16 protein-coding genes and 1 tRNA gene are annotated in these 13,618 nt (G+C 63.6%); 14 read left to right on the top strand and 3 right to left on the bottom strand.

Going from position 1 to position 13,618, the window contains the following annotated elements; translation table 11 throughout:
• Positions 1-31 precede the first annotated feature (31 nt).
• Positions 32-388, bottom strand: coding sequence for a PilZ domain-containing protein (locus PKB_RS05085; RefSeq protein ID WP_156957988.1), 357 nt, complete (start codon positions 386-388; stop codon positions 32-34).
• Between the two features lie 280 nt (positions 389-668).
• On the opposite strand from PKB_RS05085, the gene PKB_RS05095 reads away from it, so the two are divergent.
• A complete protein-coding gene (locus tag PKB_RS05095) occupies positions 669-1,160 on the top strand; it encodes a BCAM0308 family protein (RefSeq protein WP_043249550.1) in 492 nt (163 codons plus the stop codon).
• Between the two features lie 271 nt (positions 1,161-1,431).
• Here PKB_RS05095 and PKB_RS05100 read toward each other — a convergent pair.
• Positions 1,432-1,517: transfer RNA gene (locus PKB_RS05100), tRNA-Leu, on the bottom strand.
• A gap of 104 nt (positions 1,518-1,621) precedes the next feature.
• Between PKB_RS05100 and queA the strand changes: the two genes are divergently transcribed.
• From queA to PKB_RS05130, 6 genes are all read left to right on the top strand, one after another.
• Positions 1,622-2,665, top strand: coding sequence for a tRNA preQ1(34) S-adenosylmethionine ribosyltransferase-isomerase QueA (queA, locus tag PKB_RS05105; protein ID WP_043249552.1), 1,044 nt, complete (start codon positions 1,622-1,624; stop codon positions 2,663-2,665).
• Positions 2,666-2,677: 12 nt separating this feature from the next.
• Complete coding sequence (gene tgt, locus PKB_RS05110; protein WP_156958113.1) at positions 2,678-3,796, top strand: tRNA guanosine(34) transglycosylase Tgt; 1,119 nt, start codon at positions 2,678-2,680, stop codon at positions 3,794-3,796.
• A 36-nt stretch (positions 3,797-3,832) separates the two neighbouring features.
• On the top strand, positions 3,833-4,174 hold the full coding sequence (yajC, locus tag PKB_RS05115; protein WP_043249556.1) for a preprotein translocase subunit YajC: 342 nt from the start codon (positions 3,833-3,835) through the stop codon (positions 4,172-4,174).
• A 68-nt stretch (positions 4,175-4,242) separates the two neighbouring features.
• The gene (secD, locus tag PKB_RS05120) at positions 4,243-6,105 is read left to right on the top strand and encodes a protein translocase subunit SecD (protein ID WP_043249558.1); all 1,863 of its coding nucleotides are present in this window, start codon (positions 4,243-4,245) and stop codon (positions 6,103-6,105) included.
• An 11-nt stretch (positions 6,106-6,116) separates the two neighbouring features.
• Positions 6,117-7,034, top strand: a complete 918-nt coding sequence (gene secF / locus PKB_RS05125; RefSeq protein WP_043249559.1) for a protein translocase subunit SecF — start codon at positions 6,117-6,119, stop codon at positions 7,032-7,034.
• A 182-nt stretch (positions 7,035-7,216) separates the two neighbouring features.
• Positions 7,217-7,753 carry a glycine zipper 2TM domain-containing protein gene (locus PKB_RS05130; protein ID WP_043249561.1) on the top strand — a complete coding sequence of 179 codons (537 nt, stop codon included), beginning with the start codon at positions 7,217-7,219 and terminating at the stop codon, positions 7,751-7,753.
• A 140-nt stretch (positions 7,754-7,893) separates the two neighbouring features.
• On the opposite strand, the gene suhB is transcribed toward PKB_RS05130, so the two are convergent.
• Positions 7,894-8,709: a type III secretion system regulator SuhB gene (gene suhB, locus PKB_RS05135; RefSeq protein WP_043249563.1), complete on the bottom strand. Its 816-nt coding sequence runs from the start codon at positions 8,707-8,709 to the stop codon at positions 7,894-7,896.
• Positions 8,710-8,862: 153 nt separating this feature from the next.
• Between suhB and trmJ the strand changes: the two genes are divergently transcribed.
• The 7 genes from trmJ to hscB all read left to right on the top strand — a co-directional run bounded on the left by trmJ (position 8,863) and on the right by hscB (position 13,585).
• Positions 8,863-9,642 (top strand): tRNA (cytosine(32)/uridine(32)-2'-O)-methyltransferase TrmJ, encoded by a 780-nt coding sequence (gene trmJ, locus PKB_RS05140; protein ID WP_043249566.1) that lies wholly within the window; start codon positions 8,863-8,865, stop codon positions 9,640-9,642.
• Positions 9,635-10,411 carry a serine O-acetyltransferase gene (gene cysE, locus PKB_RS05145; RefSeq protein ID WP_043249568.1) on the top strand — a complete coding sequence of 259 codons (777 nt, stop codon included), beginning with the start codon at positions 9,635-9,637 and terminating at the stop codon, positions 10,409-10,411. Before trmJ ends, cysE begins: the two co-directional genes overlap by 8 nt.
• 141 nt (positions 10,412-10,552) lie before the next feature.
• The gene (gene iscR, locus PKB_RS05150) at positions 10,553-11,050 is read left to right on the top strand and encodes a Fe-S cluster assembly transcriptional regulator IscR (protein WP_043249570.1); all 498 of its coding nucleotides are present in this window, start codon (positions 10,553-10,555) and stop codon (positions 11,048-11,050) included.
• A 28-nt stretch (positions 11,051-11,078) separates the two neighbouring features.
• Complete coding sequence (locus tag PKB_RS05155; RefSeq protein WP_043249572.1) at positions 11,079-12,293, top strand: IscS subfamily cysteine desulfurase; 1,215 nt, start codon at positions 11,079-11,081, stop codon at positions 12,291-12,293.
• A gap of 26 nt (positions 12,294-12,319) precedes the next feature.
• Positions 12,320-12,706: a Fe-S cluster assembly scaffold IscU gene (iscU, locus tag PKB_RS05160; protein ID WP_043249574.1), complete on the top strand. Its 387-nt coding sequence runs from the start codon at positions 12,320-12,322 to the stop codon at positions 12,704-12,706.
• Between the two features lie 25 nt (positions 12,707-12,731).
• Positions 12,732-13,055 carry an iron-sulfur cluster assembly protein IscA gene (iscA, locus tag PKB_RS05165; RefSeq protein WP_043249577.1) on the top strand — a complete coding sequence of 108 codons (324 nt, stop codon included), beginning with the start codon at positions 12,732-12,734 and terminating at the stop codon, positions 13,053-13,055.
• 8 nt (positions 13,056-13,063) lie between these two features.
• Positions 13,064-13,585, top strand: a complete 522-nt coding sequence (gene hscB, locus PKB_RS05170) for a co-chaperone HscB (RefSeq protein WP_043249579.1) — start codon at positions 13,064-13,066, stop codon at positions 13,583-13,585.
• Positions 13,586-13,618 lie beyond the last annotated feature (33 nt).

Genomic DNA, 13,618 nt, shown 5'->3' on the forward strand with positions numbered 1-13,618 from the left:
GGCCAAGCGCAGCCGGGCTTTGGTGCGCTCGTCAGGCCGCCGAGGCGCTGTAGGAGGGAGACTGGTTGTAGTACTTGATGCAGGCCTCGAGTCGGGTTCGGGACTCGCTGTCCAGCGCCAGGAACTCCATGCCGTAGTTGTGGCAGTCCTCGCTCCGGGTCTGCCATTTCACCTGAGCGCGCACCGGGAAGGACACCTGCCGGTCGTATTCCGCCCAGTTGTCGCTGGGTTGCTGGATCAGTAGGTCGAGGCTGTCGCTTTCGACGACCTTCAGTGGCTGGGCCAGCTTCAGGCGAATGCTGCTCATGCTGAAATTGGCCGATCTGGCGTATGTGGTCGGCCAGTGTCTCGACCATGGCATGCATGCTAGGGAGCAGACTGTCGTCATGCCGCGATCGATTGTCGATGCGCAAGTCGAGCTTGCCGGCAGCCACCTGGCGGGCCACCGTCGCCGCGTAGGCCGGTTCGTTGCCGAGCAGTTGGGGCAGCCGGCGGTAGAGGAGCGGGCAGCACTAATGGTTGGGTGCCCGGGCGAGGTAGGCGGATGCCCGCGCTTTCACCGCTCGCGTTGATCATCGTCAAGTCGCCTCCGGCCTCCGGGGGGAGACTGGATGCGCGTCCTGAAAAGGCGCGACATTCTTCCATTTTCCCGCAGCAGGTGAGTGACGATGGACAAATATCAGCAAAGCCACAAAGACAAGCTCTTCAAGCCGGACCGCCTCGATGTCTATGTCGAGTCGCATCGTCCGCGGGGGCTCGCGCAATGTCCGCAATGCGGGGTGAAGTATCACGCCGGCCAGTGGACCTGGCATGTCGACCTCTCAGCGCAGGAGGTCGAGTCGTTCCTCTGCCCGGCTTGCCGGCGCACTCTCGACCAGGCACCTGCGGGAGAAGTTCGGATTTCCGGCGGTTTCCTGAAAACGCATGAAGACGAAATCATCCACCTGCTGCGCAATACGGAGGAGCGCGAGAAGCATGATCATGCCCTCGAGCGGCTGATATCCATCGTTCGGGATGGGGACGAACTGGTGGCAACGACTACCGGGATCCACCTGGCCAACCGAATTGGACACGCCCTGGACGCGGCCTACGACGGCCAGAGCAGCTACCGCTACAGCGACAGCGAGTCCTACCTGAGCGTCGACTGGCATCGGGATTGAGCCAGCCCGTCGGGACCGGTGGGCGGGTCGGGGAGGCGCGGGAAGAGAGGCCGGCCATGGAAGGCGGTGGCCGCTGCAAGTCCGGCGGCAGGCGAGCCTTGGCCGGGCCTCAGTAAGGCAGCTCATGCGGGGCGGGAGTCGTGGGCGCACACGAATGTGGGGGCTGACGCCACGATCTCCCGCTGCTTGAATCGCAGGCAACAAAAAACCGGCGCAAAGGCCGGTTTTTCGTGGGTTTCTGGATCTCCTGGGAGGTCCTGAAACGATGTGGTGGTGCCCCGGGAGAGACTCGAACTCTCACTCTGTCGCCAGAAACGGATTTTGAATCCGCCGCGTCTACCATTCCGCCACCGAGGCAATGGCGGCGGAGTATAGGGAGCGCGCTCTAGCCGGTCAATCCACCCGAATGGCCAGGATTTGCCAATTCCATTAGAATATCGGGCCCTTCGAGAACTACCTCCATGCGCGTCGCCGATTTCCATTTCGATCTGCCCGAGGCTCTGATCGCCCGCCATCCACTCGCCGAACGTCGCGCCAGCCGCCTGCTGGTGCTGGACGGGCCGAGCGGTACCCTTAGCCACCGTCACTTCGCCGATCTGCTGGAATACCTGCGTCCGGGCGACCTGATGGTGTTCAACAACACCCGGGTGATCCCAGCCCGGCTGTTCGGCCAGAAGGCCTCCGGCGGCAAGCTGGAGATCCTCGTCGAGCGCGTGCTGGACCAACGCCGCGTGCTGGCTCACGTGCGCTCCAGCAAGTCGCCCAAGCCGGGTTCGAAGATCCTCATCGACGGCGGTGGCGAGGCCGAGATGCTGCAGCGTCACGACGCGCTCTTCGAGCTGGCGTTCAGCGAAGATGTGCTGCCCCTGCTCGAGCGGGTCGGGCACATGCCGCTGCCTCCTTATATAGATCGTCCGGACGAGGCTGCCGACCGCGAGCGCTACCAGACCGTCTACGCGGAGCGCGCGGGCGCCGTTGCCGCACCCACGGCCGGCCTGCACTTCGACCAGGCGCTGCTGGAAGCCATCCGCGACAAGGGCGTGGAAACGGCCTTCGTCACCCTGCACGTCGGTGCCGGCACCTTCCAGCCGGTACGCGTGGAGCGCATCGAAGACCACCACATGCACAGCGAGTGGCTGGAGGTCAGCCAGGATGTGGTCGACGCCGTGGCAGCCTGCCGCGCCCGCGGTGGCCGCGTGGTCGCCGTCGGTACCACCAGCGTGCGCTCGCTTGAGAGCGCCGCGCGCGATGGCACGCTCAAGCCTTTCAGTGGCGACACTGACATCTTCCTGTTCCCAGGCCGGCCCTTCCATGTGGTCGACGCCCTGGTCACCAACTTCCACCTGCCCGAATCGACCCTGCTGATGCTGGTCTCGGCCTTCGCCGGCTACCCGGAGACCATGGCTGCCTACGCCGCGGCGGTGGAGCAGCAATACCGATTCTTCAGCTACGGCGACGCGATGTTCATCACCCGCAACCCCGCGCCGCGCGGTCCCGAGGACTGATCCATGAGCTTCATGAAATTCGAACTGCTGGCCACCGAGGGCAAGGCCCGTCGTGGTCGCCTGACCTTCCCGCGCGGCGTGGTGGAAACCCCGGCTTTCATGCCGGTGGGCACCTACGGCACCGTGAAGGGCATGCTCCCGCGCGACATCGAAGCCATCGGCGCGCAGATCATCCTCGGCAACACCTTCCACCTGTGGCTGCGCCCGGGCACCGAGGTGATCCAGAAGCACGGCGACCTGCATGACTTCATGCAGTGGAAAGGCCCGATCCTCACCGACTCCGGCGGTTTCCAGGTGTTCAGCCTGGGCGCGCTGCGCAAGATCAAGGAAGAGGGCGTGTACTTCGCCTCGCCGGTGGACGGCGCCAAGGTCTTCATGGGGCCGGAAGAGTCCATGGCGGTACAGCGTGCGCTGGGCTCGGACATAGTGATGATCTTCGACGAGTGCACCCCGTACCCGGCCGAGTTCGACGTGGCCAAGCGCTCCATGGAGCTGTCGCTGCGTTGGGCCAAGCGCTCGAAGGTCGCCCACGGCGACAGTCCTTCGGCGCTGTTCGGCATCGTCCAGGGCGGCATGCACGAAGAGCTGCGCATGCGCTCGCTGGAAGGCCTGCAGGAAATCGGCTTCGACGGCCTGGCCATCGGCGGCCTGTCGGTGGGCGAGCCGAAGGAAGAGATGATCCGTGTGCTGGACTTCCTGCCGCCGCAGATGCCGGCGGACAAACCCCGTTACCTGATGGGGGTGGGCAAGCCCGAGGACCTCGTGGAAGGTGTGCGCCGCGGCGTCGACATGTTCGACTGCGTGATGCCCACGCGCAACGCGCGCAACGGCCATCTGTTCGTCGACACCGGGGTGATCAAGATCCGCAATGCGGTGCACAAGCACGACGAGTCGCCGCTGGATCCGACCTGCGATTGCTACACCTGCAAGCACTTCTCCCGCGCCTATCTCTACCACCTGGACAAGTGCGGCGAAATGCTCGGCAGCATGCTCAATACCATCCATAACTTGCGGCATTATCAGCGGCTTATGGCTGGTTTGCGCGAGGCAATCCAACAGGGTACATTGGCCGCCTTTGTCGACGCCTTCTATGCCCGACGCGGCCTCCCGACGCCGCCTCTGGGCGATTGAGCCCCCCTTTTTAAAGAATACTGACAGGAGTTTCCGATGAGTTTTCTGATTCCCGCCGCCTACGCTGATGCAGCCGCTCCGGCCGCTGCTGCCGGTCCGGTCGGCACTGGCTTCGAGTGGGTCTTCCTGGTCGGCTTCCTGGTCATCTTCTACCTGATGATCTGGCGTCCGCAGGCCAAGCGCACCAAGGAGCACAAGAACCTCCTGGCCGGCCTGCAAAAGGGTGACGAAGTGGTCACCAATGCCGGTATCGCTGGCAAAGTGCTGAAAGTCGCCGAAGACTTCGTGGTCGTCGAAGTAGCTGACAACGTCGAGCTGAAGTTCCAGAAGGGCGCCATCGCCGCGACCCTGCCGAAAGGCACCCTGAAGGCCATCTGAGTTCCTTTAAAAAGAAAACCAATAGACGGGGCGCATGAAGCGCCCCGCGTCATAAACGGGCGGTCTCAATGCTCAATAAATATCCCCTGTGGAAATACCTGCTGATCCTGGCGGTGCTTGCCGTCGGTTTCATCTATTCCGCACCCAACCTCTATCCGGACGACCCGGCCGTGCAGATCAGCGGCGCGAGCACTGCGCTGCAGGTCACCCAGGCTGACGTCGACAAGGCCAGCAAGGCGCTGACCGATGCCGGCATTGCCGTCAAGGCGGGGAGCCTCGGCAAGAGCAGCGGCCTGATTCGCCTGGTCAAGAAAGACGACCAGCTGCCGGCCAAGGACATCGTGCGTCGCGCCATGGGCGACGACTACGTGGTCGCGCTGAACCTGGCGCAAACCACTCCGCAATGGCTGCGCAACATCGCCGCGCACCCGATGAAGCTGGGTCTGGACCTTTCCGGTGGCGTGCACTTCCTTCTCGAAGTGGACATGGACAAGGCAGTCGATTCCCGCATGGGCATCTACGAGAGCGAGATCAAGAGTGCGCTGCGCAAGGAGCACCTGCGCTACCGCAGCCTGCCTATCCAGGATCGCGCCATCCAGCTGGGCTTCACCGATACCGACTCGCTGGACAAGGCCAAGGCGCTGATCGCCAAGGATTACCGTGATTTCGAAGTGACCCAGGACACCCGCAATGACATGCAGGTGCTGCGCCTGGTCATGACCCCGGCCAAGCTGGCCGAGATCCGCGAATACTCGATCAAGCAGAACCTCACCACCGTGCGCAACCGCGTCAACGAGCTGGGTGTGTCCGAGCCGCTGGTGCAGCGCCAGGGCGCCAACCGCATCGTGGTCGAGCTACCGGGCGTACAGGACACTGCCGAAGCCAAGCGTATCCTCGGCAAGACTGCCAACCTGGAGTTCCGCCTGGCCGCTGGGGCTGATGCGATCAAGTCCGCTACCGAATCCTTCGAGTTCCGTCAGCCTGGCCGTCCGCCGGTGGCTCTGGAGCGCGGCGTGATCATCACCGGTGACCAGGTCACCGATGCCAGCGCCAGCTTCGACGAGAACGGTCGCCCGCAAGTGAACATCCGCCTCGACGGACACGGCGGCGACCTGATGAACCGCGCAACTCGCAACAACGTCGGCCGCAGCATGGCGGTGGTGTTCATCGAGCAGAAACCGATCACCCGCTACACCAAGCAGGTGGTGAACGGCGTTGAGCAGGAAGTCGCGGTACAGGCGTTCAAGGAAGAGAAGAAGATCATCAGCCTGGCGACCATCCAGTCGGCCCTCGGCAACCAGTTCCGCATCACCGGCCTCGACGCGCCGGGCGAGTCGTCCGAACTGGCCCTGCTGCTGCGCGCCGGTGGCCTGGCCGCGCCGATGTACTTCGCCGAAGAGCGCACCATCGGCCCGAGCCTGGGTGCCGACAACATCGCCAAGGGTATCGACGCTTCCCTCTGGGGCATGGTGTTCGTCTCCCTGTTCATCATCGTCATCTACCGCTTCTTCGGTCTGATCGCGACCGTCGCCCTGGCCTTCAACATGGTCATGCTGGTTGCGCTGATGTCGATTCTCGGCGCGACCCTGACCCTGCCGGGTATCGCCGGTATCGTGTTGACCATGGGTATGGCGGTGGACGCCAACGTGCTGATCTTCTCGCGGATACGTGAGGAACTAGCCGGCGGCATGTCGGTACAGCGCGCCATCCATGAAGGTTTCAGTCGCGCCTTCACGGCGATCCTCGACGCCAACCTGACCTCGCTGCTGGTCGGCGGCATCCTCTACGCCATGGGCACCGGCCCGGTGAAGGGCTTCGCCGTGACCATGTCGCTCGGCATTCTCACCTCGATGTTCACGGCCATCCTGGTCACTCGCGCGATGGTCAACCTGATCTTCGGCGGGCGTGACTTCAAGAAGCTGTGGATCTAAGGGGCACGAAGATGAATATCAAGATCGGCACTATCAACTTCATGGGCGTGCGCAACATTGCGTTCGCCTGCACCCTGATCCTTTCCCTGATTGCCCTGGGCAGCTGGTTCACCAAGGGCCTCAACTTCGGCCTGGACTTCACCGGCGGTACGCTCATCGAGCTGAGCTACCAGCAGCCGGCGGAACTGGCCAAGGTTCGCGAACAGCTGGAAAAGGCGGGCTACAACGAAGCCGTGGTACAGAGCTTCGGCGATACCAAGGACGTGCTGGTGCGCATGCCCAGCGAAGATCCGGAGCTGGGCAAGAAGGTCGCCGGCGCGCTGCAGGCCGCAGACGCCGCCAACCCAGCCAGCCTCAAGCGCGTGGAATACGTCGGCCCGCAGGTCGGTGAAGAGCTGCGCGACCAGGGCGGCCTGGGCATGCTCCTGGCCCTGGGCGGCATCCTGGTTTACGTCGGCTTCCGCTTCCAGTGGAAGTTCGCGCTGGGCGCCATCCTCTCGCTGATTCACGACGTGATCATCGTGATGGGCGTGCTGTCGTTCTTCCAGATCACTTTCGACCTCACCGTGCTCGCCGCGGTGCTGGCGGTGGTGGGCTACTCGCTGAACGACACCATCGTGATCTTCGACCGGGTGCGCGAGAACTTCCGCGTCCTGCGCAAGGCCAGCCTGATCGACAACATCAACATCTCCACCAGCCAGACCCTGCTGCGCACCATGGCCACGTCGATCTCGACGCTGCTGGCCATCGCCGCGCTACTGTTCTTCGGTGGCGACAACCTGTTCGGCTTCTCCATCGCCCTGTTCGTCGGTGTGCTGGCCGGTACCTACTCGTCGATCTACATCGCCGATGTGGTGCTGATCTGGCTGAAGCTCTCCGCCGAGGACCTGATTCCGCCGGCAACCAAGGAAGTCGACGACCGTCCCTGACGGCTCGCTCGGTTCCACCGGAAACTCCCGCTACGGCGGGAGTTTTCGTTTCTATGGGGCGGCCTTCTATCCGTTTTGTGTGGCGTTTCGCGGATTGCTGTAGGAACTTTCGGCTGATGGCCCTGCTCCAAGGCAGGGACTAGGGCAAAATGCCCGTACGAAAGGAAAGCCAGGAGGTTTATGTGAACAAGTCGTTGCTCATTGGTACCGTGTTGGGCGCTGTTGGCGTTACGGCGGGTGGAGCGGTGGCCACGTATAGCCTGGTGGATCGCGGCCCGCAGTACGCAGAGGTCGTGGCCGTCCAGCCGGTCAAGGAAACCATCAAGAATCCGCGTCAGGTCTGCAATGACGTCGCCGTTACGCACCAGCGTCCGGTCAAGGACCAGCACCAGATCGCCGGTACTGCCATCGGTGCCATTGCCGGCGGCCTGCTCGGCAACCAGATTGGCGGTGGCAAGGGCAAGACCCTGGCGACCGTAGCCGGTGCTGTTGGCGGCGGTTACGCCGGCAACAAGGTGCAGGAGCATATGCAGAACAATGACACCTACACCACCACCGAAACCCGTTGCAAAACCGTGACCGACACCAGCGAGAAAGTGGTGGGCTATGACGTCCGCTACACCCTCGATGGCAAGCCGGGGCAGGTGCGCATGGATCGCGATCCGGGCGGCCAGATCCCGGTGGACAAGAGCGGCCGGTTGATCCTCAGCCAGCAGTAAGTTCGCTACACGAATGGAAGAGGGCGCCTGCGGGCGCCTTCTTCATTTGTGGCTCGCGAACACTTGGTGGGGCTCGCCCTGCGGAATCGCAAGCAACAAAAAGCCCGGCACATGGCCGGGCTCTTTCGTTCCGCTCGGGCTCAGCGCTTGAGCGACGGCGGCAGGTGCGGCTGGATGCTGGTCAGCAGCGCCTTGAAGCACTTGGTGTTGCCGGCAACGATGTGGCCCTTCTCGAGGAATTCGTGGCTGCCGGTGAAGTCGCTCACCAGGCCGCCGGCTTCCTGCACCAGCAGGGCGCCTGCTGCCATGTCCCACTCGGACAGGCCGAACTCCCAGAAGGCATCGAAGCGGCCGGCCGCGACGTAGGCCAGGTCCAGGCTGGCGGCGCCAGCGCGGCGGATTCCGGCGGTCTGGCCGACCAGGCTGCGGAACATGCCCAGGTAGGCATCCAGGTGTTCCAGCTGGTTGTCGCGGAACGGGAAGCCGGTGCCCAGCAGGGCGCCTTCCAGGCTCTTGCGGTTGCTGACGCGCAGGCGGCGGCCGTTCAGTGCGGCGCCACGGCCACGGCTGGCGGTGAACTCTTCCTGGCGCACCGGATCGAGGACCACGGCGTGCTCCAGGCGGCCCTTGTATTTGCAGGCGATGCTGATGGCGAAGTGCGGAACGCCATGGATGAAGTTGGTGGTGCCATCCAGCGGATCGATGATCCACAGGTAGTCGGCGCCTTCGCCGCTGCCTTCCAGGAAGCCGCCTTCCTCGCCCATGATGCCGTGGTTCGGGTACGCCTTGCGCAGGGCGGTGACGATGTGCAGCTCGGCCGCGCGATCGACCTCGGTAACGTAGTCCTTGGCTTCTTTTTCGTTGACCGAGAGGGCATCCAGGCGTTCGATGGAGCGGAAGATCAGTTCACCGGCGCTGCGAGCGGCGCGCAGGGCGATATTCAGCATAGGCTGCATGGAGAGGTCACCTGGATGATGTTAAAGAAAGCCGAACATTGTACCAGATTTCCGCGACGCTCATAGCGCGGCCTGTCGCTCGCATGGCGCAAGACCGAGCGCTGCGGTAGGATTCCGTTCCTTTTCGTTTCAGCTTATGTGTGGAGAGCTTCGTTGCTCGACAGAATTCGCGTGGTGCTGGTGAACACCAGTCATCCCGGCAATATCGGTGGTACCGCCCGGGCCATGAAGAACATGGGCCTGTCGCGCCTGGTGCTGGTTGATCCGGAGGATTTCCCGAGCAGCGAGGCTGTGGCTCGCGCGTCCGGTGCAACCGATATCCTCGATTCCGCTCAGGTGGTCTCGACCCTGGAAGAGGCGCTGGTCGGCTGCAGCCTGGTGCTTGGCACCAGTGCTCGTGACCGCCGTATCCCCTGGCCGCTGCTCGACCCTCGCGAATGCGCGACCACCAGCCTGCAGCATGCCCAGCAGGGCGGCGAAGTGGCTCTGGTCTTCGGTCGCGAGTATGCGGGTTTGACCAACGAAGAATTGCAGCGATGTCAGTTCCACGTGCACATTCCCGCCAACCCGGAGTTCAGCTCGCTGAACCTGGCAACGGCGGTCCAGGTGCTCGCCTACGAAGTGCGCATGGCCTGGCTGGCCGCCGAAGGGCAGCCGACCAAGCAGGAGAAGCTGGAAACCACCGCGATGCTCAACAGCATGCCGGTGACGGCCGACGAGCTGGAGCGCTTCTATACGCACCTGGAGAGCACCCTGGTCGAGATCGGCTTCCTCGATCCCGAGAAGCCGCGGCACCTGATGTCGCGCCTGCGCCGCCTGTATGGTCGTGCCGGGGTCAGCAAGCTGGAGATGAATATCCTTCGGGGCATTCTCACCGAGACACAAAAGGCCTCGCGCGGCGAGGCGGGCAAGCGGAGTGACGATGATGTTTGAGCGCGTACGCGAAGATATCCAGAGCGTATTCCATCGCGACCCGGCGGCGCGTAACGCCTTCGAGGTGCTCACCTGCTATCCGGGGTTGCATGCCGTCTGGCTGCACCGTCTGGCCAATCCCCTGTGGCGTTCGGGCTGGAAATGGCTGGCGCGCCTGGTATCCAACTTCGGTCGCTGGATGACCGGTATCGAGATCCATCCCGGCGCGAAGATCGGTCGGCGCTTCTTCATCGACCACGGCATGGGCATCGTCATCGGCGAAACCGCCGAGATCGGTGACGACGTGACTCTCTACCAGGGTGTGACCCTCGGTGGCACCAGCTGGAACAAGGGCAAGCGTCACCCGACCCTGGCCGATGGTGTGGTTGTCGGTGCTGGTGCCAAGGTTCTCGGTCCGTTCACTGTCGGCGCTGGGGCGAAGATAGGCTCCAACGCCGTGGTCACCAAGGAGGTGCCGCCAGGTGCCACCGTCGTGGGGATTCCGGGGCGCATCATCATGAAGGATGACGCCGAGCAGCAGGCCAAGCGCCAGGCCATGGCCGAGAAGCTGGGCTTCGATGCCTACGGCGTCAGTCAGGACATGCCGGACCCGGTGGCGCGCGCCATTGGTCAGCTGCTCGATCACCTGCAGGCGGTCGATGGTCGTCTGGAAGGCATGTGCCAGGCGCTCACCGCGCTGGGCAGCGACTACTGCGCGAAGAAGCTGCCGGAGCTGCGCGAAGAGGATTTCGCCGGGGTCAAGGGTGAGGACGACAAGGCGGCGCAGTAATGCGTCGCCCCTGATTTCCTGCTACATTATGCCGCCCTCCGCTGGTCAATCCCGAGTAATTTGATAGGTCTTATAGTTGACTTAAATACTCGGGAAATGGCATCCTAACGCCAGTCCAGTGTTCTATCCCGGGAAAGTTTCATGCGTCTGACCACTAAAGGCCGCTATGCCGTAACCGCCATGCTCGACCTGGCGTTGCATGCCCAGCGTGGTCCGGTTTCCCTGGCCGATATTTCTGAGCGCCAGGGCATCTCCCTGTCCTATCTCGAACAACTCTTCGCCAAACTGCGTCGCGGCAATCTGGTGACCAGCGTGCGCGGTCCGGGTGGCGGCTATCAGCTGTCGCGCGACATGGCCGGCATCCACGTGGCCCAGGTGATCGACGCGGTCAACGAGTCGGTCGACGCCACCCGTTGTCAGGGGCAGGGCGACTGCCATTCCGGCGACACCTGCCTGACCCATCACCTGTGGTGCGACCTCAGCCAGCAGATCCACGAGTTCCTCAGCGGCATCAGCCTCGCCGACCTCGTCGAGCGTCGTGAGGTCCAGGAAGTCGCACAGCGCCAGGATGAGCGTCGTTGCCGAGGCAACGGCAAGCTGCCCAGCCTCGATAAGATTGAAGCGTCCGCCATCGATTGAGCGTGCGCCAGCCTGTAGGAGTTACCTGATGAAATTGCCGATCTACCTCGACTACTCCGCCACGACCCCGGTGGACCCGCGCGTCGCTCAGAAGATGGCTGACTGCCTGCTGGTGGACGGCAACTTCGGCAACCCGGCCTCGCGCTCCCACGTGTTTGGCTGGAAGGCCGAGGAAGCGGTCGAGAACGCCCGCCGCCAGGTCGCTGACCTGGTCAACGCCGACCCGCGCGAAATCGTCTGGACCTCCGGCGCCACCGAGTCCGACAACCTGGCGATCAAGGGTGTCGCGCACTTCTACGGCAGCAAGGGCAAGCACATCATCACCTCGAAGATCGAGCACAAGGCGGTGCTGGATACCACCCGCCAGTTGGAGCGCGAAGGCTTCGAAGTGACCTACCTCGATCCGACCGAGGAAGGCCTGATCACTCCCGAAATGGTCGAAGCCGCGCTGCGCGACGACACCATCCTGGTTTCGGTCATGCACGTGAACAACGAGATCGGCACCATCAACGACATCGCTGCCATTGGCGAGCTGACCCGCTCCCGCGGCATCCTGTTCCATGTCGACGCCGCGCAGTCCACCGGCAAGGTCGACATCGACCTGGAGAAGCTGAAGGTCGACCTGATGTCCTTCTCCGCACACAAGACCTACGGTCCGAAAGGCATCGGCGCCCTGTACGTGCAGCGCAAGCCGCGCGTGCGCCTGGAAGCCCAGATGCACGGTGGCGGCCATGAGCGCGGCATGCGTTCGGGCACCCTGGCGACCCACCAGATCGTCGGCATGGGCGAAGCCTTCCGCATCGCCAAGGAAGAAATGCACGCCGAGAACGAGCGCATCCGCGCCCTGCGTGACCGTTTCTTCGGCCAGCTCGAAGGTCTGGAAGAGCTCTACGTCAACGGCAGCCTGACCCAGCGCGTGCCGCACAACCTGAACCTGAGCTTCAACTACGTGGAAGGCGAGTCGCTGATCATGGCCCTGAAGGACCTCGCGGTCTCTTCCGGTTCGGCCTGCACCTCCGCCTCCCTCGAGCCGTCCTACGTCCTGCGCGCCCTGGGCCGCAACGACGAACTGGCGCACAGCTCCATCCGTTTCACCTTCGGCCGCTTCACCACCGAGGAAGAGGTCGATTACGCCGCCAGTATCGTGGGGCAAGCCGTTTCCAAGCTGCGCGATCTTTCGCCGCTGTGGGACATGTTCAAAGAGGGCGTCGACCTGTCCAAGGTCGAATGGCAGGCCCACTGACCCGCCCCATAGAGTGAGGATTAGCCATGGCATACAGTGACAAGGTCATCGACCACTACGAAAACCCGCGCAACGTCGGCAAGCTCGACGCCGAGGATCCGGATGTCGGCACCGGCATGGTCGGCGCCCCGGCCTGCGGCGACGTGATGCGCCTGCAGATCAAGGTCAACGAGCAGGGCGTCATCGAAGACGCCAAGTTCAAGACCTACGGCTGCGGTTCGGCCATCGCCTCCAGCTCCCTCGCCACCGAGTGGATGAAGGGCAAGACCCTGGACGAGGCCGAGGCCATCAAGAACACCACCATCGCCGAAGAGCTGGCCCTGCCGCCGGTGAAGATCCACTGCTCCGTACTCGCCGAGGACGCCATCAAGGCGGCCGTGCACGACTACAAGCAGAAGAAGGGTCTGCTCTAACCGCTCGCCTGAGTAAGGAGTTCCCATGGCCATCAGCATGACCGAAGCCGCCGCCAAGCACGTCCAGCGCTCCCTCGAGGGGCGCGGCAAGGGCGAGGGCATTCGTCTTGGCGTGCGCACCACCGGCTGTTCCGGGCTGGCCTACGTGCTCGAGTTCGTCGACGAACTGGCAGCGGAAGACCTCGTCTACGAGAGCCACGGCGTGAAGGTCATCATCGACCCGAAGAGCCTGGTCTACCTGGACGGCACCGAGTTGGACTTCACCAAGGAAGGCCTCAACGAGGGCTTCAAGTTCAACAACCCGAACGTTCGTGGCGAGTGCGGCTGCGGCGAAAGCTTCAACGTCTGAGGCCGGGTGTGGGTAGTCCCTGTCACTTTGCGCTGTTCGACCTGCAGCCGAGCTTCCGCGTCGATCTGGACGATCTCGGTAATCGCTATCGCGAGCTGGCGCGGAGCGTCCACCCGGACCGCTTCGCCGATGCCTCCGATCGCGAGCAGCGGGTGGCGCTGGAGCGCGCCGCCGAGCTCAACGAGGCCTACCAGACGCTGAAGAGCGCGCCGCGTCGCGCCCTGTACCTGCTGTCCCTGCGGGGCCAGGCATTGCCGCTGGAAGCCACAGTGCAGGATCCCGAGTTCCTGTTGCAGCAGATGCAGCTGCGCGAGGACCTGGAAGACCTGCAGGACAACGCCGATCTGGATGGTGTCGCCGCCTTCAAGCGTCAGCTGAAGACGGCCCAGCAGCGACTCGACGATGCCTTCGCCGAGTGCTGGGATGACGCCTCTCGCCGCCAGGATGCTGAGCGTCTGGTGCGCCGCATGCAGTTTCTCGACAAGCTGGCGCAGGAAGTGCGCCAGCTCGAAGAGCGACTCGACGATTAATCCGCGCGGCCTGGCCGCGCCTGATACGCCTGA

The sequence above is a fragment of the Pseudomonas knackmussii B13 genome, from assembly GCF_000689415.1.
Lineage (GTDB): Bacteria > Pseudomonadota > Gammaproteobacteria > Pseudomonadales > Pseudomonadaceae > Pseudomonas > Pseudomonas knackmussii.